The sequence below is a fragment of the Aeromonas sp. MR19 genome, assembly GCF_963899305.1.
Classification (GTDB): domain Bacteria; phylum Pseudomonadota; class Gammaproteobacteria; order Enterobacterales; family Aeromonadaceae; genus Aeromonas; species Aeromonas bestiarum.
The window spans coordinates 25,199-46,497 of sequence record NZ_CAWQWZ010000014.1 but is presented as its reverse complement, the minus strand read 5'-3'; the positions used below and the strand labels follow the sequence as shown (position 1 = coordinate 46,497).

Annotated in this window: 22 protein-coding genes; 8 read left to right on the top strand and 14 right to left on the bottom strand. The window is 62.4% G+C overall.

Going from position 1 to position 21,299, the window contains the following annotated elements; translation table 11 throughout:
* The first annotated feature begins 169 nt into the window (after positions 1-169).
* On the top strand, positions 170-709 hold the full coding sequence (locus tag AACQ95_RS12335) for a gamma carbonic anhydrase family protein (protein WP_241281027.1): 540 nt from the start codon (positions 170-172) through the stop codon (positions 707-709).
* Between the two features lie 85 nt (positions 710-794).
* Here the strand turns inward: AACQ95_RS12335 and polA are convergent, their stop codons facing one another.
* Complete coding sequence (polA, locus tag AACQ95_RS12330) at positions 795-3,551, bottom strand: DNA polymerase I (RefSeq protein WP_241281026.1); 2,757 nt, start codon at positions 3,549-3,551, stop codon at positions 795-797.
* A gap of 400 nt (positions 3,552-3,951) precedes the next feature.
* On the opposite strand from polA, the gene elbB reads away from it, so the two are divergent.
* Entirely contained in the window at positions 3,952-4,602 is a 651-nt protein-coding gene (gene elbB / locus AACQ95_RS12325; protein ID WP_043139533.1) for an isoprenoid biosynthesis glyoxalase ElbB, read from the top strand.
* Between the two features lie 72 nt (positions 4,603-4,674).
* Here elbB and AACQ95_RS12320 read toward each other — a convergent pair whose 3' ends face one another.
* From AACQ95_RS12320 to fieF, 4 genes are all read right to left on the bottom strand, one after another.
* Positions 4,675-4,884 carry a cell division protein ZapB gene (locus AACQ95_RS12320; protein ID WP_042037447.1) on the bottom strand — a complete coding sequence of 70 codons (210 nt, stop codon included), beginning with the start codon at positions 4,882-4,884 and terminating at the stop codon, positions 4,675-4,677.
* Positions 4,885-5,221: 337 nt separating this feature from the next.
* Positions 5,222-6,502: a hypothetical protein gene (locus AACQ95_RS12315; RefSeq protein WP_241281025.1), complete on the bottom strand. Its 1,281-nt coding sequence runs from the start codon at positions 6,500-6,502 to the stop codon at positions 5,222-5,224.
* A gap of 21 nt (positions 6,503-6,523) precedes the next feature.
* Positions 6,524-7,303, bottom strand: a complete 780-nt coding sequence (gene cysE, locus AACQ95_RS12310) for a serine O-acetyltransferase (RefSeq protein ID WP_042868480.1) — start codon at positions 7,301-7,303, stop codon at positions 6,524-6,526.
* A gap of 8 nt (positions 7,304-7,311) precedes the next feature.
* On the bottom strand, positions 7,312-8,223 hold the full coding sequence (fieF, locus tag AACQ95_RS12305; protein ID WP_043139544.1) for a cation efflux pump FieF: 912 nt from the start codon (positions 8,221-8,223) through the stop codon (positions 7,312-7,314).
* Between the two features lie 86 nt (positions 8,224-8,309).
* Here fieF and AACQ95_RS12300 point away from each other — a divergent pair, with 86 nt between their 5' ends.
* The 3 genes from AACQ95_RS12300 (at position 8,310) to trmL (ending at position 10,903) form a co-directional block, all read left to right on the top strand.
* Positions 8,310-9,005 (top strand): response regulator, encoded by a 696-nt coding sequence (locus AACQ95_RS12300; RefSeq protein WP_043139547.1) that lies wholly within the window; start codon positions 8,310-8,312, stop codon positions 9,003-9,005.
* Positions 9,002-10,357 (top strand): ATP-binding protein, encoded by a 1,356-nt coding sequence (locus AACQ95_RS12295; RefSeq protein ID WP_098981081.1) that lies wholly within the window; start codon positions 9,002-9,004, stop codon positions 10,355-10,357. Before AACQ95_RS12300 ends, AACQ95_RS12295 begins: the two co-directional genes overlap by 4 nt.
* Positions 10,358-10,438: 81 nt before the next feature.
* Positions 10,439-10,903 (top strand): tRNA (uridine(34)/cytosine(34)/5-carboxymethylaminomethyluridine(34)-2'-O)-methyltransferase TrmL, encoded by a 465-nt coding sequence (trmL, locus tag AACQ95_RS12290; protein ID WP_043139552.1) that lies wholly within the window; start codon positions 10,439-10,441, stop codon positions 10,901-10,903.
* A 72-nt stretch (positions 10,904-10,975) separates the two neighbouring features.
* Here trmL and AACQ95_RS12285 read toward each other — a convergent pair whose 3' ends face one another.
* The 4 genes from AACQ95_RS12285 to lexA form a co-directional block, all read right to left on the bottom strand.
* On the bottom strand, positions 10,976-12,361 hold the full coding sequence (locus AACQ95_RS12285) for an MATE family efflux transporter (RefSeq protein ID WP_241281024.1): 1,386 nt from the start codon (positions 12,359-12,361) through the stop codon (positions 10,976-10,978).
* Between the two features lie 22 nt (positions 12,362-12,383).
* Positions 12,384-13,010 (bottom strand): SCO family protein, encoded by a 627-nt coding sequence (locus AACQ95_RS12280; RefSeq protein ID WP_103472996.1) that lies wholly within the window; start codon positions 13,008-13,010, stop codon positions 12,384-12,386.
* 220 nt (positions 13,011-13,230) lie between these two features.
* A complete protein-coding gene (locus AACQ95_RS12275; protein ID WP_043139557.1) occupies positions 13,231-13,518 on the bottom strand; it encodes a hypothetical protein in 288 nt (95 codons plus the stop codon).
* 465 nt (positions 13,519-13,983) lie between these two features.
* Complete coding sequence (gene lexA / locus AACQ95_RS12270) at positions 13,984-14,607, bottom strand: transcriptional repressor LexA (RefSeq protein WP_042873420.1); 624 nt, start codon at positions 14,605-14,607, stop codon at positions 13,984-13,986.
* 204 nt (positions 14,608-14,811) lie between these two features.
* Between lexA and plsB the strand changes: the two genes are divergently transcribed.
* Positions 14,812-17,235, top strand: a complete 2,424-nt coding sequence (plsB, locus tag AACQ95_RS12265) for a glycerol-3-phosphate 1-O-acyltransferase PlsB (RefSeq protein WP_098981085.1) — start codon at positions 14,812-14,814, stop codon at positions 17,233-17,235.
* Positions 17,236-17,361: 126 nt separating this feature from the next.
* Here plsB and ubiA read toward each other — a convergent pair whose 3' ends face one another.
* Both ubiA and AACQ95_RS12255 read right to left on the bottom strand, forming a co-directional pair.
* Positions 17,362-18,225, bottom strand: coding sequence for a 4-hydroxybenzoate octaprenyltransferase (gene ubiA / locus AACQ95_RS12260; RefSeq protein WP_241281023.1), 864 nt, complete (start codon positions 18,223-18,225; stop codon positions 17,362-17,364).
* Positions 18,222-18,758: a chorismate--pyruvate lyase family protein gene (locus AACQ95_RS12255; RefSeq protein ID WP_043139568.1), complete on the bottom strand. Its 537-nt coding sequence runs from the start codon at positions 18,756-18,758 to the stop codon at positions 18,222-18,224. Before AACQ95_RS12255 ends, ubiA begins: the two co-directional genes overlap by 4 nt.
* A 145-nt stretch (positions 18,759-18,903) precedes the next feature.
* On the opposite strand from AACQ95_RS12255, the gene AACQ95_RS12250 reads away from it, so the two are divergent.
* Both AACQ95_RS12250 and AACQ95_RS12245 read left to right on the top strand, forming a co-directional pair.
* Positions 18,904-19,335 (top strand): flagellar basal body-associated FliL family protein, encoded by a 432-nt coding sequence (locus AACQ95_RS12250; RefSeq protein ID WP_043139574.1) that lies wholly within the window; start codon positions 18,904-18,906, stop codon positions 19,333-19,335.
* Positions 19,336-19,438: 103 nt separating this feature from the next.
* Positions 19,439-19,603, top strand: coding sequence for a hypothetical protein (locus AACQ95_RS12245; protein WP_005321246.1), 165 nt, complete (start codon positions 19,439-19,441; stop codon positions 19,601-19,603).
* A gap of 22 nt (positions 19,604-19,625) precedes the next feature.
* Here AACQ95_RS12245 and AACQ95_RS12240 read toward each other — a convergent pair whose 3' ends face one another.
* The 3 genes from AACQ95_RS12240 to acuI form a co-directional block, all read right to left on the bottom strand.
* On the bottom strand, positions 19,626-19,961 hold the full coding sequence (locus AACQ95_RS12240; protein WP_042873408.1) for a DUF2799 domain-containing protein: 336 nt from the start codon (positions 19,959-19,961) through the stop codon (positions 19,626-19,628).
* 136 nt (positions 19,962-20,097) lie between these two features.
* On the bottom strand, positions 20,098-20,220 hold the full coding sequence (locus tag AACQ95_RS12235) for a hypothetical protein (protein ID WP_111589670.1): 123 nt from the start codon (positions 20,218-20,220) through the stop codon (positions 20,098-20,100).
* Positions 20,221-20,294: 74 nt separating this feature from the next.
* Positions 20,295-21,275 (bottom strand): acrylyl-CoA reductase (NADPH), encoded by a 981-nt coding sequence (gene acuI, locus AACQ95_RS12230; protein WP_241281022.1) that lies wholly within the window; start codon positions 21,273-21,275, stop codon positions 20,295-20,297.
* Between the last annotated feature and the right edge of the window lie 24 nt (positions 21,276-21,299).

Below are 21,299 nucleotides of genomic sequence, written 5' to 3'. Positions count from 1 at the left end.
ATGTGGCGCATTATAGAGAGATTGATCGCGTTGGCAAGGGTCGCAATGCAATAAAACTGCAAAAATCGGCACTTATTTAGTTATTCATAACCAACCACAGCTTTTGTACAAACTTATCCACAGAAACTGGCCCTGGATTGCTAGAATGGCCGAAAACAAGGAGGCCAAGATGGACTTGCGACTGAGACCTTACAAGGGAAAACGCCCGCAACTGGGCAAACGGGTATATGTAGACCCCTGCGCCACCCTGGTGGGAGAGATAGAGTTGGCCGACGATGCCAGCATCTGGCCCATGGTGGCGGCCCGGGGTGATGTGAACCACATACGCATCGGGGCTCGCAGCAATATTCAGGATGGCACAGTGCTGCATCTCACCCGCAAGAGTGCCAGCAATCCTGACGGCTATCCGCTGTTGATCGGGGAAGATGTCACCGTCGGCCACAAGGCCATGCTGCACGGCTGCACCATAGGCAATCGGGTGCTGGTCGGCATGGGGGCCATCATTCTGGATGGAGTGGTAGTAGAAGACGACGTGATGATAGGCGCCGGCAGTCTGGTGCCGCCGGGCAAACGGCTCGAAGCCGGCTTCCTCTATATGGGCAACCCGGTCAAACAGGCCCGGGCGCTCAAGCCTGCCGAAATTGCGTTTCTCAAGACCTCGGCCGACAACTATGTCCTGCTCAAGGACGAGTACCTGCAAGAGGCCTGATACGCACGCTGTAAACAGGAAGCCCGGCGTGATGCCGGGCTTCTCTTCTTATATTGCTATCCACACAGCAACAGAGTGCGGAGCGTTAGTGGGCCTGATCCCAGTTATCGCCGGTTCCCGCCTCGACCAGCAGGGGCACATGCAGCTCGGCCGCCGCCGACATCTTCTCCTTGATGATGGCGACGTACTCCTCCAGCTTCTCTTCGCGGATCTCGAACACCAGTTCATCGTGTACCTGCATCAGCATGCGGATCGACTCATCCTCGATGCCGCGGATCCAGCCATCCACGTTGATCATGGCGCGCTTGATGATGTCGGCGGCCGTCCCCTGCATGGGGGCGTTGATCGCGGCCCGCTCGGCGGCCTTGCGCAGACCGGCGTTGCGGGACTTGATATCCGGCAGATAGAGGCGACGACCAAACAGGGTCTCGACATAGCCCTGCGCTTCGGCCTGCTGGCGGGTGCGCTCCATGTATTCCAGCACGCCCGGGTAGCGTTCGAAGTAGAGATCCATGTACTTCTGCGCCTCGGCGCGACCTATCCCCAGCTGTTTGGCCAGACCGAAGGCGCTCATGCCATAAATGAGGCCGAAGTTGATCGCCTTGGCGCTGCGGCGCATGTCGGTGGTAACCGCATCGAGCGCCACCCCGAACACCTCGGCAGCCGTTGCCTTGTGGATGTCCTTGCCCTCGGCAAACGCGGTCAGCAGCCCCTTGTCACCGGAGAGGTGCGCCATGATGCGCAGCTCGATCTGGGAATAGTCAGCCGCCACCAGCTTGTAACCGGCACTCGGAATGAAGGCCTGGCGGATCCGGCGCCCCTGCTCGTTGCGCACCGGGATGTTCTGCAAGTTGGGGTCAGAGGAGGACAAACGGCCGGTGGCCGCCACCGCCTGATGATAGGAGGTGTGTACCCGCCCGGTCTGGGGCTTGATCATCAGCGGCAGCTTGTCGGTATAGGTGGACTTGAGCTTGGCCAGCGTGCGGTGTTCCATCAGCAGGCGCGGCAGCTCGTAGGTCTCGGCCAGCTCGGCCAGCACCTCTTCCGCGGTGGATGGCGCTCCCTTGGGGGTCTTCTTGATGATCGGCAGCCCCAGCTTGGTGAAGAGGATCTCCCCCAGCTGCTTGGGTGAGGAGAGGTTGAACTCCTGCCCGGCCAGCTCGTGGGCCTGACGCTCCAGTTCAGCCAGACGCAGCTCTATCTCCTGGCTCTGCTGATGCAGCAGCTTGGGATCTATGGTGGTCCCGAGCAGCTCCATCCGCGCCAGCACAGGCAGCAACGGCAGCTCGATGTCGCTGAATACCTGGCACAGGCCAGGCACGGCTTCCAGCTGACCCCACAGAGTCTGGTGCAGACGCAGGGTGATGTCGGCATCTTCCGCCGCATAGGGGGCGGCCTGCTCCAGCTCGATCTGGTTGAAGGTGAGCTGCTTGACCCCTTTGCCCGCGATATCTTCAAACGAGGTGGTCTCGACCCCGAGATAACGCTTGGCCAGCGAGTCCATGTCGTGACGGCTGGCGGTGGAGTTGAGCACATAGGACTCGAGCATGGTGTCGTAGGCGATACCCTGCAGGTCGATGTCGTGGTTGAGCAGCACGTTGCGATCGTACTTGAGGTTCTGCCCCACCTTGAGACGGGTCGGATCTTCCAGCAACGGCTTGAGCTTGCCCAGCACCACGGCTTCGGTCAACTGCACCGGTGCCCCCAGATAATCGTGACCAAAGGGCACATAGGCGGCCCTGCCCGCTTCGACGGCGAAGGAGACCCCGACGATGCGTGCCTCCATATAGTCGAGGCTGGTAGTTTCGGTATCGAAGGCGAACAACGGCGCCGCCTGCAACTGCGCCAGCCAGTCGTCAAACTCGGTCTCGTCCAGAATGCAGCGGTAGTCGGTTTCGATGGCGGCAACGGGGGCAACTGTGTCATCGCTCCCCTCTTCCGAACCGGCACCCTCTTCGTCACCGGACTCCAGCTCCTTGATCAGGTTGCGCAGCTCATATTCTCGATAGACGGCCAGCAGGGACTCCTTGTCGACCGGTTTGAGCAACAGCTGTTCCAGACTCTGTTCCAGCTCGACATCGGTTTTGATGGTCGCCAGGAGATAAGAGAGGCGCACCTGCTCCTCCTGCTCGCGGAACTTGTCGGCGAACGCCTTGGAACCGCGGAAGCCGAGGGCCGCCACCTTGTCCAGATTGGCGGCTATCTCGTCTATGCTGCCGATCCCCTGCAACAGGGCCAGCGCCGTCTTCTCGCCGACGCCTGTCATGCCGGGGATGTTGTCGACCTTGTCACCCATCAGGGCCAGATAGTCGATGATGAGCTCCGGCGGCACGCCAAACTTCTCGATCACCCCTTCCCTGTCGGTCTTAACATCTTTCATGGTGTCGATCAGGGTGACGTGATCTGAGACCAGCTGCGCCATGTCCTTGTCACCCGTGCTGATCAGCACGGGCAGCTGCTTCTCGGTCGCCTGGCGGGCGAGCGTGCCGATCACGTCGTCGGCCTCGACGCCTTCGACCATCAAGAAGGGGAAGCCCATCGCCTTGATCATCTGGTGGATGGGGGCGACCTGGCTGCGCAGATCGTCCGGCATGCTGGCACGGGTCGCCTTGTACTCGGGATAGATGTCGTCGCGGAAGGTCTTGCCCTTGGCGTCAAACACCACGGCCACATGGCAGTCAGGGTATTGCTTGCGCAGGCTGCGCATCATGTTGGCCATGACACGGACGGCGCCGCTCGGCAAACCGGTCGAAGTGCGCAGATCGGCCTGCTGGGAGGCGAAGAAGGCGCGGTAAAGATAAGAAGAGCCGTCGACCAGAATAAGGGGGTTGCTAGGGGCCATGAAATCGTCCTGCCAGAGATAAACAGCCGCTAGGATGCCACAGGGCCCCCCTCACACCAAGGGGTGCAGCAGCACCCTAAGCGGGCAGCCAAAGGGACTCAAGCTGTGGATAAGTCTGTGTTCAAAAATGGGGCGCAGTATGAGCCACAGTGATAAAACTGTGCACAAAAAATATAAAATCCATATAAAACAATGCATTGAGATCGTAAAAACCGATCGCGAGACTGTTAGAATGATCTCGATCAATGTGGAAAAAGATTTAAGGGAGTAGGTACGGCAGGATCCAAAACGAAACAATCCTAGCACAGCGAGATGACTTGACCAGCGGATGGCGAGCGATAACCATACAAAAGTACAACAATCTATCCTGGCTCACATTTTCAACAACGAGGAGTTTGCCATGAAAAAAGTGGCCGTGATTTTGAGTGGCTGTGGCGTGTTTGACGGGGCCGAGATCCACGAAGCCGTCATCAGCCTGCTGGCGCTGGCCCGCCATGGCGCCACCACCCAATGCTTCGCCCCGAACGTGGCGCAGTTGCATGTGGTCAACCACCTGACGGGTGACGTCAGCGAGGGGGAGAGCCGCAACGTGCTGGTCGAGGCGGCGCGCATCTGCCGCGGCCAGATCCGGGATGTGGCCGAACTGGATGCGGCCGATTATGACGCCCTGCTGGTGCCAGGTGGCTTTGGCGCGGCCAAGAACCTGTGCGACTTCGCCACCAAGGGTGCCGGGTGCCAGATCCAGCCGGATGTGCTGAAAGCGTGTCAGAGCTTTGCCAATGCCCGCAAGCCGGCGGCCTACATCTGCATCGCACCGGCCATGATCCCGCTCATCTATGGCGCCGGCACCCTGGCCACCATAGGCCATGACGAAGGCACAGCCAACGCCATAGAGGCCATGGGCGGCAGCCACCTCAACTGCCCGGTCAACGAGTTCGTGGTGGATCAGGAGCGCAAGGTGATCTCCACCCCCGCCTACATGCTGGCCAACAACATAGTCGAAGCGGCGGACGGCATCGAGAAGACGGTCAAACAGCTGCTGACCCTCTGATCCCCTACCCGCCACAAACAAACGGGCCGCTCATGGAGCGGCCCGTTTTCAATGTTGCCAACCGGCAGCGGACTAGATGGTTTCGCCCATCTGATCCATCTTGCCCAGCAGGGCGCGCAGACGTTCCTGCCAGGCAACGTGTTCGTTGCGCAGCTGATGGTTTTCGTCTTGCAGCTTGCCGTTTTGCTCTTTCAGCTCGTCCAGCTCCATCTTCAGCAGAGAGATGTTGTCGACGGCGGATTGTACTTTGGATTCGAGTTGCTCAAGGACTTCTAGTGACATATGCATACCTGTATGTTCAATTGCGATGCCCCACAGAGGGCGATTCAAGCGCGTGAAGCCAGCATACCCTGAGGGCATCGGCACAAACAAGCCAGTGCGCTGTAAAATGCGCCTTCCATAGATGTATTGCCTAAATATGCGTCTGTTTTTCTCGCATCCTGCGCCCGGACCGCGACAAGACCCTGACAACCGACAGACAACCCTTCGTCGAGGCAGTGACCACGGGCATGTCATCGAACCCGGTTTCCAGATTATCCCGTCAGCCGCACAGCATGATTCAAGCCCCCAGCAACAGGCATCCAATCTCGAATCCATACCGCGCCACCAGATTACCCCGTCAGCTGTGCAGCGTGATATAAGCCCCCAGCAACAGGCAGGCGACCCCGTACATCAACAGGCCGTAGAGCAGGTTCCAGCGCAGGATCAAGCCGGCACTCAGGTTGTAGCGGGACGCCAGCGCCAGGTTGGAGCCGGAGAGCGGACTGGTGCCGGTCGCCAGCCCCCACCCCAGCAGGAAACACATGCCGAGCAGGCTGGGATCCGGCGCCAGCGGCCAGAGCAGCGGCGCCAGCCCGGAGATGCTGATGAGCGGATGCACGCCGACGATGGCCACCAGCAGGATCAGCAGCAGGGTCAGGGATGACTCCAGCCAGCCGAAGTGGTTGAACAGCGGCAGCCCGTGCTCGCCCCCGATTTCGAGCACCGACAGCGCACTGTTGATGCCGGCGGCCAGCAAACCGGCCCCCAGAAACAGCACCAGCTGACCGCCGATGGCGGGGAAACGCTCCACCACCTGCCGCTTGAGGGCGGCGCCTCGCCCGGCTCTGGGCATGAACAGCAGCGCCAGCAGCGGTGCCACCAGGGCGATCACCGCCAGAATGCCGAGCGCTGGCCAGATCTGCTTGATCAGCAGCACCAGCAGGGCCAAGGCCACCGGCAGCCCCAGGGTCTGCAACCGCAGCGGGTAGCCGGCAAAGTCCTCGACCCCGAGTCGCTCCACCTGCCAGGCGGTCAGTCCCATCGCCAGCAACGCGGCGACCACGCCAAACGGCAGTATGCTCGACAGTTGCAGACCTGGGGCATAGGTGAGCGCCACCGCCATGGCGACGAAGAAGGGGGACCAGAAGGCCGCGGCACAGAAGATCCGGCTCAGCACCATCACCTGACGCCGCTCCAGGGTGCCGCCCCGCTCCAGCCGATCGCCGATGATGAACAGCACGGAGAGGTTGATGACGGCACCCAGCAGGTTGAGGCTGGCCATGGTGCTCCACAACCCCTTGCGACCGGACCAGGAGGCAGTGCCGGTCAGCAGGCCCGACGTCGCCAGGTTGAGGGTGCTCACGGCGGCAAACATGGTGAGCATGTTGATGTTGGGCAGCAGCCAGTCGCCCGGGTTGAGGCTGGCTCCCCGCCACCAGGAGAAGATCAGCAGCGCAAGCGCGGCCCCGTACAGGGCCAGGGCCTGCCGTTTGGCCGCCCCCACCAGCCAGGGCCAGGTGAGCAGGGAGGCGGCCCAGGCGGCGATGGCCGCAGGCCAGGGGGAGAATCCCAGATAGAGGTGCAGCAGGTTGAGCAGCCACATCCCCAGGATCAGATAACCTGACCAGCGCTTGGCCATCGAATCGTCTCGGTCAGGGGATCAGAGGCACTGATCCATATCCAGCGAAGGCTTGTCGCACTCCGGGCGGCCCACTATCTTGGCCGGTACGCCAGCCACTGTGGTGTGCGGCGGCACCGGGTTGATCACCACGCTGCCGGCACCTATCTTGGCGCCCATCCCCACTTCGATATTGCCGAGCACCTTGGCGCCCGCCCCTATCATGACCCCTTCGCGGATCTTGGGGTGGCGATCGCCGCTCTCCTTGCCGGTACCGCCCAGGGTCACGCTCTGCAGTATGGAGACATCGTCCTCGATCACCGCCGTCTCGCCGACCACTATGCCGGTGGCATGGTCAAACATGATGCCCTTGCCGATCCGCGCCGCCGGGTGCACGTCCACCCCGAACACCACCGAGATCTGGTTTTGCAGGTAGAGCGCCAGCGAGCGGCGCCCCTGGCGCCACAGCCAGTTGGCAACCCGATAGCCTTGCAGGGCATGAAAGCCCTTGAGGTAGAGCAGCGGGGTGGAGAAGAGATCGACCGCAGGGTCACGCTCCTGCACGGCGCAGATGTCGGCCGCCACTGCCGCCAGCAACTCGGGCTCGCTGCGCAGGGCCAGCTCGATCACCTCGCGCAGGGCGATGGCAGGCATGGTGGCGCTGTCGAGCTTGTTGGCCAGCTGGAAGCTGAGGGCCGAGCGCAGGTTCTTGTGATTGAGAATGGTGGAATGAAAGAAGCTGGCCAGCATGGGCTCTTCGGTCACCATGCATGCCGCTTCTCGCTCAATTTTTTGCCAGGTTTTGGCAACCAGATCATCCATGTTGCAGCCTACTGTTGTTCTGATGGAGTGCCTTGCTGTTCCTTGTGCACCACAGAGATGGGGTCCATATGAATGATGACATCCATGCGCTCAAATTCCTGACGCACCGCCAGTTCGGCTTCATCGGCGATCTGATGGGCCTTGACCAGAGGGAGCTGATCATCCAGCTCCAGATGCAACTGCACGAAGCGGGTCGGACCGGATTGACGGGTACGCAGATCATGCACCCCGTGGACACCTTCGACGTCACAGCAGAGAGCCATTATTCTCGCTTGTTCTTCGGCTGGCAACTGACGATCGAGCAGCGCCTGCACCGACTCATAGCCGATATGGATGGCGCCCCACAGCAGGAACAGGCCGATCAGGATGGCAAACAGGCCATCGGCCCAGAACCAGCCCCGCCCCGCCAGCACCAGCGCCAGCAGGACGCCGCCGTTGAGCAGCAGGTCAGAACGGTAGTGCAGCATGTCGGCCTTGATGGCCACGCTGTTGGTCTTGCGGATGACAAAGCCCTGGAAACTGACCAGCAGCAGGGTCAGCACTATGGAGCCGCCGCTGACCCAGAGACCCGCTTCGAGCCGCAGTATGGGGGCCTGGTTGAGCAGGGAGGAGATGCCGTGCATCACCAGCAGCAGGGCCGAGCCCGAAATAAACGCGGACTGGATGAGGCCCGCCAGCGACTCCGCCTTGCCGTGGCCGAAGCGGTGCTCGTCATCGGCCGGCGCCAGCGCATAGCGAATGGCCAGCAGGTTGATGATGGAGGCGCTGACATCCATGAAGGAGTCGGTGAGCGACGCCAGCAGACTCGATGAATCCGTCATGAGCCAGGCGATCAGCTTGCCGGTGATCAGCAGGGTAGCCGTGGTGACGGCGGCCATGCTGGCCAGCGTCACCCAGCGGGAATATTGTTGATGGCTCAAAACCGGCTTTCCTCTTGCGGTTAAAAATCTATTATACCCTGACCCCTGCGCCGGCTTGGCGCGAAAAATCAGCGGAATGACTTCAGATGCACAAAATACTCCTGGTCGACGACGATCTCGAGCTGACCCAGCTGCTCACCGAAATTCTGACTCTGGAAGGCTTCCAGGTCACAGTCGCCGAGGATGGCGAAGAGGGGCTGCTGCGACTGGCCGAGCAAGACTTCAACCTGGTGCTGCTGGACGTGATGATGCCCAGGCTCAACGGCTTCGCCATGCTGACCAGACTGCGCAAGACCCACGACACCCCGGTGCTGATGCTGACGGCCCGTGGCGACAGCCAGGACAGGGTCAACGGGCTGGAAGCCGGGGCCGACGACTATCTCGCCAAACCATTTGATGACAGGGAGCTGCTGGCCCGGGTGCGCGCCATACTGCGCCGGACCCAGAGTGCCCAGCCCCAGCGCGGCGGCACCTCCGAAGAGCTTCGCTTCATGGATCTGGTGCTGCAACCCGGCCTGCAACAGGCCAGCAGCGGCGATCAGCTGCTGGAGCTCACCGCAACCGAGTTCGGGCTGCTGGAGTGCCTGCTGCGCAACCCAGGCCAGATCATCAGCAAGAGCCATCTCTCCGAGCAGGTGCTCGGCAAGAAGCTGGAGCCCTTCGATCGCGCCATCGACATGCACCTGAGCAACCTGCGCAAGAAGCTGCCGGAGCGCACCGATGGCCAGCCCCGCTTCAAGACGGTGCGCGGCCGCGGCTATCTGTGGCTGGAACAGGCATGAGCACGGCCCGCACCTTCAATGGCCTCTCCACCCAGATCTTCCTCTGGTTCTGGCTCATGCTGCTGGTGGTGCTGGCGGCCGTGGTGATACTGCCGACCCTGGATCCCCGCAACATCATCCCCTTGCCGGCGCACGAGATGACCCGGATGAACAACAACCTGAAGGCGTTGCAGAAGGGGGCGGATCCCGATCATGACTTCGATCTGGTGCAGGCCATAGACGCGGCGGGCCTGCTGCCGGTGGACAACATCTATCTGCGCGATGAGAAAGGCCAGATGCAGTCCACCACTCGCCTGAGCAAGTTCGTGGTCCGCTTCATGCTCGATTCGGACAACCCGGCCAAGCCCATGCTGGGCAGCGAGCACAAGCGGGCCATCGCCGGCCCCTTCCAGATGGAGCATCGCGGCCAGATCTATCACGTCTACTTCGGCCTCAATGTCGAAAACTCCTATCTGTTCCTGTTCATCCAGATCCTGGATCACCCGATCCAGATCCTGGGCATCGCCATGCTGGTCAGCACCCCACTCTGCCTGCTGCTGGCCTGGCGCCTGACCCGCCCCATACTGCAGTTGCAGCGGTCTGTCTCCCAGCTGGCGGAGGGCAACCTGGAGATGCAGATCCCTAACCTGGGGCGGCGCGACGAGATCGGCCAGCTGGCGGATCACGTCAGCCACATGGTCGATACCCTCAAGAACATGATCCAGAAACAGAAGCAGCTGTTGTCCGACATCTCCCACGAGCTGCGCAGCCCGCTTACCCGCATCCAGCTGGCGCAGGCACTGATCCGGCGCAAGCAAGGGGACAGCAGCGAGCTGGCACGGATAGAGTCAGAGATAGGCCGGCTCGACAAGCTGATCGGCGACCTGCTCGACCTGTCGCGGGTGCAGCAACACGTGGAGGCGCCTGTGGTGATGCCGCTGGCGGATCTGCTGGAGCCCATGCTGGACGATGCCATGTTCGAGGCAAACCAGAGCGGCAAGCAGTTGCGGCTGCCGCCCCTGCCGACCGAGTCGATCCGGATGTGGCCCGAGCTGCTGGCGCGGGCACTGGAGAATCCGCTGCGCAACGCGCTCAAGTACGCCCGCGAGTTCATCAAGGTGGACTGGTATCGAGAGGGACGGGAGTGGGTGATGACCATACGCGACGATGGCCCCGGCGTGCCTGTGGAGCAGCAGGCCCAGCTGTTCCTGCCCTTCTTCCGGGTGGATGATGCCCGCAACGCCAAGACAGGCGGCACCGGGCTCGGGCTGGCCATCGCCTCGGAGGCGATCCAGCGTCACGGTGGCACCATACGCGCCAGCAGCAACCAGCCAGCCGGGCTGACCATCACCATCCGCCTGCCCATCGGCTGAGTCGCCTCTTTTCATCCATCCGGGCGCTGGGTATGCTGGCGCCCCTTTCGCCCCAATCTAGGCCCCCATCAGGATCCCGCCATGCTCGACATAGTGCTCTACCAACCGGAAATTCCGCCCAATACCGGCAATATCATCCGTCTCTGCGCCAACACAGGCTACCGGCTGCACCTGATAGAGCCGCTGGGTTTCGAGTGGGATGACAAGCGGGTGAAGCGGGCCGGGCTCGATTATCACGAGTTTGCCGAGGTGAAGCGCTGGCCTGACTATGACGCCTTTCTGGCCGAGGTGGCGCCCAGGCGGGTATTCGCCTGCACCACCAAGGGAAGAACTGCCCATTCGGCCGTGCAGTTTGCCCCCGGCGACGCCATGCTGTTCGGCCCGGAGAGCCGTGGCCTGCCTGCGGATCTCATCGAGAGCCTGCCGTTCGAGCAGCGGCTGCGCATCCCCATGCTGCCCCAGAGCCGCAGCATGAACCTCGCCAATGCGGTGGCGGTATTCGTGTATGAGAGCTGGCGCCAGCTGGGCTATGAGGGATCCCTCTAGGCTCTTGGCCGCCACCGGGTGATGCCGTCCCTGTGATGGGCCAGCCCTTGCAACAGGATCATGCCAGCCAGGCTATGACGGCTCGCCCTCGGCCTGCTCCATGCCGTGGGGTGAGTGCAACAGACGGCCATCGCGTTCCAGTTGCCAGCACAGCCACCCCAGCGTCAGACCCCGCCCCGCCATCAGCGCCCCCATGGCGGCCCACAAGGCGGCCACGCCCCAGCCCTGACAGAGCCACCAGATGGGGAAGAAGCAGCACAGTACCGCCACCAGCATGCTGTTGCGCATCTCGCGGGCCCGGGTCGCGCCTATGAAGACCCCATCCAGCAGGAAACACCAGACCGCCAGCAAGGGCATGACGATCAGCCAGGGCAACTGGCGATTCGCCTCGGCGATCACCGCCGGAATGTCGGTGATATGGGCGATGAGCCGACTGCCACCCGCCGCAAACAGCAGACTGAAACCCATTGCTATGAATAACGCCCACCCCAGGTTCAGCACTATGGCCTCGCGCAGCCCCTGCCGATCCCGCCGGCCTATGGCGCGGCCCACCATGGCCTCCACCGCGTAGGCAAAGCCATCCAGCCCGTAGGAGATGAGCATCAGGAAGTTGAGTAGCACCGCATTGGCGGCGACCGCCACGTCGCCCAGCCGCGCCCCCTGCAAGGTCATGAAGGCGAAACAGAGTTGCAGACAGAGGGAGCGGACGAAGATATCCCGGTTCAGACTGAGCAGTCTCAGCAAGGCCGGCCACTGACGCCAGCGCTGCCAGGCCCCCTGCCACACCTCGGGCGACAGGCGGCGCAGATGACGGCTCACCAGCCAGAGCCCGACCCCCAGGGCGCTGTAATCTGCCAGCAGCGAGGCGGCGGCCACTCCTTTCACCTGCCAGCCCAGCCCCAGCACGAACCAAGTATCCAGCGCCATGTTGACCAGGTTGGTGAAGATCAGCAGCAGCATAGGGCTGCGGGCATCCTGCATGCCCAGCAGCCAGCCCATGATCACCAGATTGCAGAGTGCCGCCGGCGCGCTCCAGATCCGTACCGACACATATTCGCCGGCATAGCTCTGCACCTCGGCAGAACCGCCACCGAGTGCAATGAGCGAAGGCAGGAAGGGCAGCAACAGCAGTAGCAGGGCCAGCCCCAGTCCGACGGCGAGGCCGAGCGCCCGCGCCAGGGTGTCGAGCTGGCTGTGCGGGCTGCCGGCGCCATGGGCCTGGGCGGTCAACCCTGTGGTGGACATGCGCAGGAAACCCAGCAGCCAGAAGATGAGATTGATGAGGGTAGCCCCGACCGAGACGCCGCCGAGAAACCAGGCCTGGCCGAGATGACCGATCACCCAGGTGTCCACCAGCCCCAGCAAGGGGGTGGTGATATTGGAGAGCACCATGGGCAAGGCCAGGGCAAATACGGCGCCATGGCGCCGGCCATCTTTCAACCAGGGCGGGATCAGCATGGCAACCGACGCTCGTCCGGCATCACTCGCCTTCCAGTCGCACGATTCTGGCGAAATCGGAGACCAGGGTCGCCATGACCACGTGGGGCACCTGCCCCTCGCTCATCTGGGGACGGAACACGGCCTCCAGCTTGCCTTCCGGGTTGATCAGCACTATGGAGGCGGAGTGGTCTATCAGGTACTCCTTCTCTCCCTGATCGGCGATGGAGTAGATGAGGCCCAGATTGCGTACAAACGGGAACAGCTTGTCATGGGTGCCGGTTGCCGCCTTGAACTCGGGGTGAAAGAAGGCGGTATAGGTCTTGAGGCGGGCCACGTCATCCCGCTGCGGATCCGCCGAGATGAACACCACCTGGCTCTCGGGTGCGATCTTCTTCAGCGCCGGGTAGACGGAGCGCAGATCCGCCAGCGTGGTCGGGCAGATATCCGGGCAGAAGGTATAACCGACAAACAGGAAGGTCCAGTGCCCCACCAGACTGGCCGGGACGAAGGGCTGACCGTCCTCGTCGGTGAAGGCAAACGGGTTGATGTCCCGCCCCGCCGGGTAGTAGTCGGCCTGCTCGGGCAGGGAGGGCTGGTTCCAGTAGAATGCGGCCATCATGCCCCCGACCAGCAGCAGAAACAGCAAGGGGTAACGCGGTTTAACCATAACAACAGACCCTTTCACTTCGACATGCCCGCAGACCGGGCCCGAATGGATGACCCATTGTAACCCAGCCAATCCCGGACCGGACCATCCCATCTACCGGATGCCGATTCGGCATCCAACTTCGGTCAGGGGATGACGCTATGGGCAGGCCGCCGGGCGAACAAGGCCAGAAAACAGCAGCCCCACCGTCAGGGTGGGGCTGTCAGCAGCATGCGGGCTATCAGGGTTGCAGTCTGCGCCGCTCATGGGGGCGACGGGCCAGGGCGCGGAGCGGTATGACGGGGGCCGTCCAGGGAGCCTCCGCCTGTCCCCTGTCGTGATGGCTGTGAAACAGACGGACCAGGCGGACTATCTTGTCCTTGGGACAGCCCAGCCAGATGGTCCAGCAGGCGCCCTTGTGATGCACCCAGAGCGCATAGAAACGGGTCATCCGGTTGCCCTTGATGAAACGTGTGATGGAAGAAACGGGCGATGCCAGACCCGGATCCCATGGCGAGCTTGAAGCCATACCTGTCCTCCTTGACCAAGAGGTCACGCCGACCGGCATCGTCTGCTACCGCTAGGTGGCCAGATCCTGTGACTGCCGCGTGTCGACTGCGCGAGTGTGCCCTCATTACCCGGACGGTCCTTGCCGTCGGCGCCATGCTGGCCACCCTCCCTTCTTATCCCGCGATATCGCCTCTCTCTGTGGTGGGCCGGCCAAATGCCATTGCTGTCCAGCTCACATGAGGCTGTTGTCATGCATCCCTGCTGCCCCTGGGTTCCTGCGACGTGGGTAAAGAGCGTCTTGTCGAGCATTCGGGGGACAGTGCAACGAGTCCACTGCCTTACCAAATGATATATCTGAAATGAGTCACCTGCGGCCGTTCGCCGCAGACAAAATGGCGGGTATCAGGATCTGATTGAAATCATGGGGAAAGGAACACAAAAACGACACGGCCTCCCGCAGGAGGCCGTGTCATGGCGAGGGTGATTACATCCAGTCGGCGTTGCGGATCACGCCGACGGCCAGCCCTTCTATGGTGAGCTGCTGGCTGGAGAGATCCACCGCTATGGGCTCCAGATCCTCGTTTTCCGGCAGCAGCCACACCTGGCTGCCCTTGCGCTGGAAGCGCTTGACGGTGACATCCTCATCGAGGCGCGCCACCACCACCTGGCCGTTGCGCACCTCCTGGGTCTTGTGTACCGCCAGCAGGTCGCCATCCAGGATGCCGATGTTCTTCATGCTCATGCCCTGCACCCGCAGCAAAAAATCCGCCCGGGGGTGGAACAGGGCAGGATCCACCTGGTAGTGGCTCTCGATGTGCTCCTGCGCCAGGATAGGTTCACCGGCCGCGACCTTGCCGATCAGGGGCAGGCCTGTCTCTTCCAGCACCTCTTCCTCTTCGATCAGCAGACGGATGCCGCGGGAAGTCCCCGGCATGATCTCGATGACCCCTTTCTTGGCCAGGGCCTTCAGATGTTCCTCGGCCGCATTGGCCGACTTGAAACCAAGCTTCTGGGCAATCTCGGCGCGAGTCGGCGGCATGCCGGTCTCGCTCATGTTCACCTTGATCAGCTCCAGCACTTCGGCCTGGCGGGGGGTAAGAGGTTTCATAACATTGGCACCTGTCTTTTTATACAGCACACTGGCAGTATATACAGTGCTGTGGCCAAGGCAAGGCACAGCTGACATTTGTCATGGCCTGGCGCTCATTTACCGTTGTTTTGATCCTGCGCAGCCGACTCATCGTACCTCTCGGCGACAAGGCGCCGGTGATTTGCTATGCTCACGCCGCATTTTTTCGGAGAGCAGACGCACATGTCCCTTGGACAGAAGATTTCCAGAGCCATCTTGCAATGGCCGGTCAGTGGCTTGGTCAATCACAAGAGCCTGCCGGAAAATCCCATCACCGAGCTCAAGCTGGATCCGGCCAGACCCATAGTCTATGCCCTGAAAACCAGCTCGATCACCGACCTGATGACGCTGCAACAGTGCTGCGAGGATCTCGGCCTGCCCGGCCCCTTCACGCCGCTGGAGCTGAACGGCCAGTTGCTGCCGCGCTACGTCTGTCTGGACCGTCCGCCTCCCCTGTTTGGCAAGCGCAGCAAGCCGCTGCCCTTCCTGCAGGAGTTCCACCAGTTGCTGGATCTGCACAAGCAGGATCCGGCGCTGGATATCCAGGTGGTGCCCGTCACCCTGTTCTGGGGCCGCGCGCCCGGCCGGGAAGGCGAGGAAGCCTCCGGCTGGAACATCATCAGCAGCCTGGCACCGAACCGCCTCAAGAAGGCGCTGATCGTGATCCTCAAGGGTCGCGAGAATCTGGTGCGCTTCTCCCCGCCGCTCTCCCTGCGTCACATGGCCGACAAGCACGGCACCGACGAGGCCATAGCCCACAAGCTGGCGCGGGTGGCGCGCACCCACTTCAGCCGCCAGCAGCTGGCGGCCACCGGCCCCAAACTGCCGAACCGCAACCTGCTGTTCAGGCAGTTGCTGGATTCGAGCGTGATCCAGCAGGCGATCGAGGAAGAGGCGCAGCGCGACGGCATCAGCCTGGAGAAGGCGCAGAAACGCGCCCACGGCTACATGGACGAGATCGCCTCCGACTTCTCCTACCGGTTGATCCGGCTCGGCGAGAGCTTCCTCGGCTGGCTGTGGAACAAGCTCTACCGCGGCCTGTCGGTCAACGGCGCCGAGAAGGTACGCCAGCTGGCGCAGGAAGGGCACGAGATCGTCTATGTGCCCTGCCATCGCAGCCACATGGACTACCTGCTGCTCTCCTACGTCATCTATCACCAGGGCATGGTGCCGCCCCACATAGCGGCGGGCATCAACCTCAACTTCTGGCCGGCGGGCCCGCTCTTTCGTCACGGCGGTGCCTTCTTCATCCGTCGCACCTTCAAGGGCAATCCGCTCTACAGCACCGTCTTTCGTGAATACCTGAACCTGCTGTTTGCCAAGGGCTATTCGGTGGAGTTCTTCACCGAAGGGGGCCGCTCCCGTACCGGCCGCCTGCTGCCGCCCAAGACCGGCATGCTGGCCATGACACTGCAGGCCATGATGCGCGGGCTGGACAGACCTGTCACCCTGGTGCCCGTCTATCTGGGCTACGAGCACGTGATGGAGGTGAACACCTACCACAACGAGCTCAAGGGCAGCCGCAAGGAGAAGGAGAGCTTCCTGCAGGTGCTCGGCATACTGCGCAAGCTGCGCAACTATGGCCGGGGCTTCGTCAACTTCGGCGAGCCGCTGACCCTCAACAGCTACCTCAATGAACATGTGCCGGCCTGGAAGGCCGACATAGGCCAGGAGGAGCGCCCCGAGTGGATGGCGCCCACCGTCAACCAGCTGGCCGAGCTGCTGATGACCCGCATCAACGGGGCCGCCGCCGTCAACGGCCTGACCCTGAGCGCGCTGGCGCTGCTGGCCGCCGAGCGCCACGCCCTGACCCGGGACGAACTGCAGGCCCAGCTCAACACCTATCTGGATCTGCTCAAGCAGGTGCCCTACAGCCCGCAGAGCACAATCCCGGATGAGGATGCCAAGACACTGCTGGATCAGGCGATGGAGCTCAACAAGTTCGAGGTGAGCGAGGACAAGCTGGGCCAGATCATCAGCCTGGACCGCTATCAGGCGATCCTGCTGACCTACTACCGCAACAACATACTCCATCTGTTCGCCCTGCCCTCCCTGGTGGCGGCGCTGATCGAGCGTTGCGAGGGGATCTCCCGCGGCGAGATAGTCGCCCGTTGCGTCGACATCTACCCGCTGCTCAAGACGGAGCTGTTCCTGCGCTACGAAGAGGATGAGCTGCCGGAGCTGGTCGATGCCCTGCTGGCCGAGCTGCAACGCCAGCAACTGGTCGAGGCGCGCGATGGCGGCCATTGGGTCAATCCGGGCAACCAGATGCGCCTGCTGCTGCTGGCCGAGAGCATTCAGGAGACGCTGCAACGCTACGCCATAGTGCTGACCCGGGTGCTGGCCCAGCCCCATGTCGAGGCGGAACAGCTGGAGGCGGACGGCCTGATGATGGCGGAGCGCCTCGGCACTCTGCACGGCATCAATGCCCCCGAGTTCTTCGACCAGAAGCTGTTCAGCACCCTGATCCACACCCTGCGCAAGGAGGGCTACCTCTCCCCCGAGTGCAAACCGGATCTGGGCCGCTTCCAGGCGCTGGCCGACAACATAGTGCCGCTGCTGAGCAACAAGATCCGCCGCACCATACAGGCGGGCAACCGGCTCTGACCTCAAGAAGAGCCAAATACAGATCAATAAAAAGGCCGCAGCATGCGGCCTTTTTCATGGCAGCAGGGTTTACCCCCGCCTCTCGAATAGTGAGCGTCCCGGACGGCCCGCGTCAACGCGGCTGGCTCACAGGTAGTTGAGCGCGACCCCGGCAAACACCAGGGCCCCCACATAGTTGTTGTTGAGGAAGGCCTGGAAGCAGGCCTCCCGCTGCCGCTCCCGGATCAGCCGCTGCTGATAGACAAACAGCGCCGCCGCCGCCAGCAGCGACCAGTAGTAGCTGGAGCCCAGCCCGCTCAGTTGACCCACTGCCAGCAGGATCAGCAGGGTGGCCAGTTGCAGCACACCGATGATCCGCTTGTCGTGGCGACCGAACAGGATAGCGCTGGACTTGAGGCCGAGCCTGAGGTCGTCGTCCCTGTCCACCATGGCGTACTGGGTGTCATAGGCGATGGTCCACAGCAGGTTGGCGAGAAACACCAGCCAGGCCACCAGTGGCAAGGCGTTGGCCTGGGCCGCATAGGCCATGGGAATGGACCAGGAGAAGGCCATGCCGAGCACCAGCTGCGGGATCGGAATGTAGCGCTTCATGAAGGGGTAGCAGACCGCCAGCAGCAGGGCCGCAAACGACAGGCCTATGGTGAGCGGGTTCATGGTCAGCACTAGGCCGAACGAGATGAGCGCCAGCGCGGCGAACAGCGCCAGCACCTCCCGCGGCCTGACCTTGCCCATGGGCAGGGGCCGACCGGCGGTGCGCTTCACATGACCATCGAAGTTGCGATCCGCATAGTCGTTGATGACGCAGCCGGCGGAGCGCATCAGAAATACCCCCACCACGAATACCAGCAGGGTCCAGAGATCCGGCAGGCCATCGGCCGCCAGCCAGAGTGCCCACAGGGTCGGCCACAGCAGCAGCAGGGTGCCGATGGGCTTGTCGATGCGGGCCAACTGCACATAGGCCAGTCCCCGCTCCTTGGTTAACAGCTTCACTCCGGCTCCTTATTCGATGACAGCGAGGGCAAGAAGAGTTCATGGACCAGCAGTGGCCATTGCCCCAGAAACAGACGGGAACGGCGTCCCCAGACGGTGGCGGCCGGGCACCAGGGATTGCTCGCAATCTCGAAACAGGCCAGTTGCAGGTGATCGCGCCGGGCGGGCTCGTCACCGAAGATACGCTCGCCCAAAGGCTGTTCACCCAGCTCGCGCAACCCGCTCTCTTGCAGGGCGGCTTCGGCAAACAGGGTCCAGCCCAGCACAGCCGGCCCCCCATCACCGTGCAGTATCACCTCGCGGCACAGGCCCTGGGGCTGCTCAGCGGCCACCAGCCGCTGCTCGTCGGCGCCAAGGGCAACGCTGCGATTGCCGAGCAGCTGCAGCGAGAAATGGCGATTGTGGCGACGCAGGCGCCGGGTCATGGAGTCGGCCTCCAGCAACCAGGGCCGCAGTGCCTCTGGCGGCTCGCACTCTGCGGGAGCCCGCCACGGGACGAGCTGGACGAGGGGAACAGTCAACTCGGACTTCACAGCTTCACCATCCGGAGATTTCCGTTATCAGGTTAAAATCCGGTTTATTATCCGTAAATCAATCGAGAATTGTAAGAACATCCGTGCTTGACGGCCCCGATGGCAACATCAAAAATGGGGTATCTGCCGCTGATGAGCCATCTATATGAAGATCTTCAAAATTCTGCTGGTGTTGTTACTGAGCTGTGGCGCCCTGCACGCGCAGGCCTCGTCCGGGGAGGAGCCGCCCGCCGAAGGGGCCGAAGCCGCCAAGCCGGGTTTCCTCTATCACCTGCTGGATCCCGACATCATCACCAACTACCTGAGCGATGGCAAAACCCTCGGCTATATCCGGGTCACTGTGGAGCTGATGGCCGAGAACGAGGCCGATCTCAAGCTGCTGGAGCAGCACGACCCGCTGATCCGCGACGCCATCATACGCCTGATGGGCAGCAAGACCGGCGAGCAGATCAAGTCGCTGGTGAACCGCGAGGAGCTGCGCAAGGAGTGCCAGACCCGGGCCAACGAGCTGCTGGTGAAAGAGACCGGCAAGAAGGCGGTGCGCGAGCTGATCTTCACCAAGTTCCTCTACCAGTAACCGACAGAGGCAAGCAATACGGCCACCCAGGGGTGGCCGTATTGCTGTGTTCGAAATGAAAATTGATTACACTAGGCCCCACTGAGCTGTCGAGGTAGTCGGTATGGGCAACAAGACCCTGTGTGAATGGCGTCGCAGCGAGATCCCGACCGATCTCAAGACCCTGCGCAAGATAGTGCGCAAACCCAAGTTTGTCTGTGGCAAGTGCGCCCGCAGCGCCAATGACAAGAGCTATCTGTGTCAGCCGCTGCGGTTGAAAGAAGAGTAAGGCTGGTTATCCGCGCGGCCGGCTATTGATCGGTCCAGCCCTGGCGCCCCTGTTCGAACAGTCTGCGCGCCTGTGTGTCGTTGGGACAGACGCCGCGATATTCGCCGCCGGATCGGCCCGCCAGATAGAGGTGCTCCGGCCGGCAATACCAGGCCAGCCCTTTCTGGTGCCCCTGCTTCCACAACTCGGCATCCACCTTCTTGCCGCACTGGGTCTGGTGAAACTCGACCCGCTCAGTGGTGAAGCCCAGCTTGCCATCCGCCTCCCCCACCTCGCTCCACACCTTCTCGCACGGATCATCCGAGTGGGAGGCACAGCCCCCCAGCAGGGCGGCAAACACTATGACAGAGAGTCGCATAATCATCCTTGAGTGTCGTTTGGGCAGTTCATTCTAGCCAGCCTGATGCCGCCGACCAAGCGCTCGTCCCCATTCCTGTGAGCCGCACAAAAAAACAGGCGGGCCCCAAGGCCCGCCTGTGTGCTCAATGTGTGGACTACTGGTCGTCGAGAGGGTCGTCGTCCTGCCAGCTCTCGTCTTCCCATTCATCCAGCTCTTCTTCCCAGGATTCCGGTTCCCATTCATCATCGAGATCGTAATCCGGCTTGTGTCCACCCATGCTCATTCTCCTTGGATAGTGCACCCGCACTCAAAGTCTATCCAGAAAAATGGGGCTCGCCAGTCAAGGCAGGATCAAAGTTTGACCAGGGTGCGCCCCGCGATCCGGCCTTGCGTGATGGCTTCGGCGGCTTCCACCACCTGCTCCAGCCCGATCTCGGTGACCGCCTGCGCGAAGAAACTGGCGGGCAGATCCCGCGCCAGCCGCTGCCACGCCAGTTGACGACGCGCCAGCGGGCACATCACCGAATCGACCCCCTGCAACCGCACGTTGCGCAGTATGAAGGGCATGACGCTGGTCGGCAGATCGAAGCCGCCCGCCAGCCCGCAGGCAGCCACGGCGCCACCGTAGTTCATCTGGGCCAGCAACTTGGCCAGCACCTGGCTGCCGACTGTGTCGATCGCCCCGGCCCACAGCTGCTTCTCCAGCGGCTTGGCAGACTCCAGCAGCTCGCTGCGCGGTACTATGCGACTGGCCCCGAGGGCGGCCAGCATGGCTCCCTGCTCCTCGGGACGGCCGGTCAGGGCCGCGACCTGATAACCCAGCGCAGCCAGCAGGGCGACGGCGGTGGAGCCCACCCCGCCTGCGGCGCCCGTCACCAGGATCTCGCCGCTCTGTGGGGTGATGCCAGCCTCCTCCAGCGCCAGCACGCAGAGCATGGCGGTGAGGCCGGCGGTGCCGATGCACATGGCCTGGCGTTCATCCAGCCCGGCCGGCAGCGGCACCAGCCAGTCGGCCTTGACCCGCGCCTGCTCGGCCATGCCACCCCAGTGTCCCTCCCCCACACCCCAGCCGGTCAGCACCACCTTGTCACCGATCTGATAGCGGCTATCGGTCGATTCCAGCACGGTGCCGGCGAAGTCGATGCCGGGCACCAGCGGCCACTGACGCACTATCTTGCCCTTGCCGGTGATGGCCAGCCCGTCCTTGTAGTTGATGGAGCTGTGGCTCACCGCCACTCGCACCTCCCCTACCGGCAACTGGCTCTCGGCCAGCTGGGTTAGGGTCGCAGTGGTCTTGCCGTCTTGGTTTTCCAGTAACAGAGCCTTGAACATGGTTGCCTCTTTGATGAGTGTGAA

Coding starts and splice junctions, on each gene's coding strand:
- AACQ95_RS12245 (WP_005321246.1), top strand. CDS start 19,439: ATGGGCAACAAGACCCTGTGTGAATGGCGTCGCAGCGAGATCCCGACC.
- AACQ95_RS12295 (WP_098981081.1), top strand. CDS start 9,002: ATGAGCACGGCCCGCACCTTCAATGGCCTCTCCACCCAGATCTTCCTC.
- AACQ95_RS12280 (WP_103472996.1), bottom strand. CDS start 13,010: ATGGTTAAACCGCGTTACCCCTTGCTGTTTCTGCTGCTGGTCGGGGGC.
- AACQ95_RS12250 (WP_043139574.1), top strand. CDS start 18,904: ATGAAGATCTTCAAAATTCTGCTGGTGTTGTTACTGAGCTGTGGCGCC.
- AACQ95_RS12315 (WP_241281025.1), bottom strand. CDS start 6,502: ATGGCCAAGCGCTGGTCAGGTTATCTGATCCTGGGGATGTGGCTGCTC.
- trmL (WP_043139552.1), top strand. CDS start 10,439: ATGCTCGACATAGTGCTCTACCAACCGGAAATTCCGCCCAATACCGGC.
- AACQ95_RS12320 (WP_042037447.1), bottom strand. CDS start 4,884: ATGTCACTAGAAGTCCTTGAGCAACTCGAATCCAAAGTACAATCCGCC.
- AACQ95_RS12335 (WP_241281027.1), top strand. CDS start 170: ATGGACTTGCGACTGAGACCTTACAAGGGAAAACGCCCGCAACTGGGC.
- plsB (WP_098981085.1), top strand. CDS start 14,812: ATGTCCCTTGGACAGAAGATTTCCAGAGCCATCTTGCAATGGCCGGTC.
- AACQ95_RS12285 (WP_241281024.1), bottom strand. CDS start 12,361: ATGCTGATCCCGCCCTGGTTGAAAGATGGCCGGCGCCATGGCGCCGTA.
- cysE (WP_042868480.1), bottom strand. CDS start 7,303: ATGGATGATCTGGTTGCCAAAACCTGGCAAAAAATTGAGCGAGAAGCG.
- lexA (WP_042873420.1), bottom strand. CDS start 14,607: ATGAAACCTCTTACCCCCCGCCAGGCCGAAGTGCTGGAGCTGATCAAG.
- acuI (WP_241281022.1), bottom strand. CDS start 21,275: ATGTTCAAGGCTCTGTTACTGGAAAACCAAGACGGCAAGACCACTGCG.
- AACQ95_RS12300 (WP_043139547.1), top strand. CDS start 8,310: ATGCACAAAATACTCCTGGTCGACGACGATCTCGAGCTGACCCAGCTG.
- AACQ95_RS12275 (WP_043139557.1), bottom strand. CDS start 13,518: ATGGCTTCAAGCTCGCCATGGGATCCGGGTCTGGCATCGCCCGTTTCT.
- AACQ95_RS12240 (WP_042873408.1), bottom strand. CDS start 19,961: ATGCGACTCTCTGTCATAGTGTTTGCCGCCCTGCTGGGGGGCTGTGCC.
- polA (WP_241281026.1), bottom strand. CDS start 3,551: ATGGCCCCTAGCAACCCCCTTATTCTGGTCGACGGCTCTTCTTATCTT.
- elbB (WP_043139533.1), top strand. CDS start 3,952: ATGAAAAAAGTGGCCGTGATTTTGAGTGGCTGTGGCGTGTTTGACGGG.
- AACQ95_RS12235 (WP_111589670.1), bottom strand. CDS start 20,220: ATGGGTGGACACAAGCCGGATTACGATCTCGATGATGAATGGGAACCG.